General features: G+C 72.4%; 4 protein-coding genes. 2 read left to right on the forward strand and 2 right to left on the reverse strand.

Going from position 1 to position 3,179, the window contains the following annotated elements; all coding sequences use genetic code 11:
• Both P409_RS30260 and P409_RS30265 read right to left on the reverse strand, forming a co-directional pair.
• The coding region (locus tag P409_RS30260; protein ID WP_152613627.1) for a LacI family DNA-binding transcriptional regulator at positions 1-753 on the reverse strand (753 nt) is incomplete at its 3' end.
• Positions 754-771: 18 nt separating this feature from the next.
• Positions 772-1,848 carry an MGH1-like glycoside hydrolase domain-containing protein gene (locus P409_RS30265; protein ID WP_034847182.1) on the reverse strand — a complete coding sequence of 359 codons (1,077 nt, stop codon included), beginning with the start codon at positions 1,846-1,848 and terminating at the stop codon, positions 772-774.
• Between the two features lie 221 nt (positions 1,849-2,069).
• Here P409_RS30265 and P409_RS36580 point away from each other — a divergent pair, with 221 nt between their 5' ends.
• Positions 2,070-2,618: a hypothetical protein gene (locus P409_RS36580; RefSeq protein ID WP_052121586.1), complete on the forward strand. Its 549-nt coding sequence runs from the start codon at positions 2,070-2,072 to the stop codon at positions 2,616-2,618.
• The coding region (locus P409_RS30275; RefSeq protein WP_034847183.1) for a hypothetical protein at positions 2,615-3,179 on the forward strand (565 nt) is incomplete at its 3' end. The genes P409_RS36580 and P409_RS30275, both read left to right, overlap by 4 nt.

A 3,179-nucleotide genomic window follows, 5' to 3' on the forward strand; every position in this document is an offset into this window, starting at 1 on the left:
ACAGGATCGCGGTCGGCCGCGGCGACAGCGCCAGCAGGGCCCGGTGGCCGCGCAGCCGCTCTCGGCGGTGTAGTCGCCGCAGCGATGCCAGGCCGGATCGGCGGCCAGTCCGGCCTCGGCCATCCCCTCCTGCCAGCCCAGCAGGCGCTGCCGGCTGCCATTGACCTGCGCCGGCGTGTTGATCAGGGCGATGCGGCGGTGGCCGCGGGCCGTCAGCCAGGCTGTGGCGATGCGGCCGCTGGCGCGATGGTCGGCATCGACGAAGGGCGTCTCCGGCCGGTCGCCGTCGCGGCCGAGCATGGCGAAGGGAAAGCCCTGCCGGCGCAGATAGGCGGCGCGCGGATCGTCGACGCGGACCCGGGTCAGGATCACCGCGTCGACCCGGCGGCCCTCGACCAGCCGGCGCAGCGTCTCGATCTCGTGCTCGTCCGGCGCGGCGCCGGCGACCAGCAGGGCGTAGCCCGCCGGCGCCAGCACCGCGTCGAGGCCGGTCAGGAGCGGCAGGAAATAGCTGTCGACGAGGCCCGCGGGCGACGGGGTCAGCAGGAAGGCGACCGCGTCGGCCCGGCCGCGGCGCAGGGTGCGGGCCAGGGCATTCGGCGTGTAGCCGACCTCCCGCGCCGTCGCCAGCACCCGCTTGCGGGTCTCGTCGGCGACGTCGCTGTGGCCGTTGAGCGCGCGGGAGACGGTGTAGGTCGACAATTCGAGCAATCGGGCCAGTTCGACGATGCCCACCCGTTTGCCATCCGCCATTCGCGCGTCATCCTGTGATCAGTCTTCGATCTCCGCGAACAGCAGCACTGCCGCCGCCGTACCGGAGGCGCCGGTGCCGCCGAGCCCCTCGCCGGTGATCGGGTTGAAATACTCGCGGAAGCCGCTTCGCTCGACAACGGCTATGCTGTCGCGGCGGATGCGGGCCGCCAGATCCTGTCGGCCGGCGCGCCGCAGCCCGTCATGCAGCAGCCAATTCAGGGCCGGCGAGACCGCGCCGTGCCAGGGGCGCCGGGGGTCGAATTCGGGCCGGCCGGGCTCCGCGCTCGGCACCGCGACCGCGACCTGATCCAGCCAGCCTTCCAGCCCGGAGATCAGTTGCGGGTGCCGGGCCGCCAGGGTCGGGTCGGCGTAAAGCGGGAGGAACCCGCCGATCCCGGGCCCGCCGATGGCCTCGCCGGTAGCGGCATCGCGCGAATGATACAGGCCGTCGGCCGGGTCCCAGCAGGATTCCAGCGCTATCCGGGTCCGGGCGATCATGCGGTCGACCTCGGCCATGCCGGCACGGTCGTCGATCATGTCGAGGAGGAAGCGCAGGTCGCGATTGGCGCGCTGCAGGATGGCGTTGAAGCCGATCTCGGCGATCCGGAACGGGGGCTCGGCGCCGCCGCGGACGGGGCTGTCGTCCAGCCCGCCCTCCCGCGGATCGACGATCTCCGCCAGGCCGGTGCCCGCGGAACTCCGCGCCGTGACGAGCCAGCGATGCCAGTCCAGCAGCCTCGGAGCCAGCGCCCGCAGGCGGGGGCGCGACCGCTGCACGCCACAGCGCTCGAACAGGTGGCGCACGACGCAGGCGGCCAGCGGCGGATGGGTCGGGGCCGGCTCCTCTGGCCCGCCGGGCTCGTCGGAGTGGACCAGGATACGAGGCACCATGCCGTCCGGCCGCTGCCCGTCCAGCAGGGTCTCGATCTCGGTCCAGGCCCGGGTCTCGTCGAACGCGGCGAGGCCCAGCGCGGCCAGGCAGGACTCCCAGTTCCGCTGGGTCTCCGCGGGGGCGGTATCGGTCGGTGCGGTATAGGCGCCGCGATCATTGCCCTGGAGGACGGCGATCGCGGCTGCGGTCAGCTCGATGGTCATCAATGCTCGCGTCGGTTCGGGCGGGCCGGCGTCGTCTTGTGGATTTATATAAAGCTTTAGGAAAATACAATTGATAATCCGGTGGCGGCGTCCGGGCCGGACACGATCACGGCTTTACCGCGAGGCGGCGGCCAGCCACACTGACCGGCATGAGGCGCTTGGCGTCATGCGCCCCCGTCATCGTCCTGGCGGCATGGGGGGTGGCCGCCCACGCGGCAGAGATGACGGTCGCGGGGATCACCTTCAGCGACGCGGAAGGCGGCTTCGTGCTCGAATCCGCCACCGGCACGGGCCGGCTGGACGACCCGTTCGTGGTGGTCGAGCGGATCACCGGCAAGGGCGAGGCGGCGCTGACCGTCGCCGGGCTGACCGCGGCCTTCGGCAACCGGGTCGGCACCGCCCATCTGGCCGGCTTCGCCCTGGTCAAGGTGGTGCGCAACGACACGGCGGATACCTGGCGCGACTTCCCGGTCGAGCTACAGGAGCGGCGCGGCGATCAGAGCCCCTATGGCGACGGCCTGTCCTTCGCCCAGGCGCCGGAGGCGGAGCGCGGTGTCCGCGCCGACCGCTTCGCCGCGGCCCAGATGTATGACGAGCCGCGCGACATGGTGGTGTTCCATGACGGCGCGGTGCCGCCGGGCGGCACGGTGGTGCTGCGCGTCGTGATCACCGACAACACCCCGGCGGCGCGCTTCTATGTGGTGCAGCGCCGGCTGCAGCCGACCGCATCCCTGCCGCCGCGACGCATCGTGGCCCGGGCCGGGCCGTGAGGGGCGTTCTGCGCCAGGCGGTCCTGGCCGGCCTGCTGCTGTGCCTGGGGCTGCCGGCCGCGGCGCGGGCGGGAGAGATCACGGCCGAGGGGCTGGTGTTCAGCGACGCCGAGGGCGGCTTCGTGCTCGAATCCGCGACCGGCACGGGCCGGCTGGACGACCCGTTCGTGGTGGTCGAGCGGATCACCGGCACCGGCGAGGCGGCGCTGACCATCACCGGGCTGACCATGGGCTTCGGCAACCGCATTGCCACCGCGCATCTCACCGGCTTCGCCCTGACCAAGATCGTGCGCAACGACACCGGTCAGGCCTGGCGCGACTTTCCGGTGGAGCTGGAGCGCAAGCGCGGCGAGGGCAGCACCTATGATGACGGCCTGTCCTTCGCCCAGGGGCCGCAGGTGCACCGGTCGATCTGGGCCGAGGGCTTCGTCAACGGCCGGGTGATCGACGAGCCGCATGACGGGCTGGTGTTCGAGGACGGCGTCATCCCGCCCGGCGGCACGGTGACGCTGCACCTGGTGGTCACCGACAACATGCCGGCCGGGCCGATCTATCTGGTAC

Source organism: Inquilinus limosus MP06 (assembly GCF_000767795.1).
GTDB lineage: Bacteria > Pseudomonadota > Alphaproteobacteria > DSM-16000 > Inquilinaceae > Inquilinus > Inquilinus limosus_E.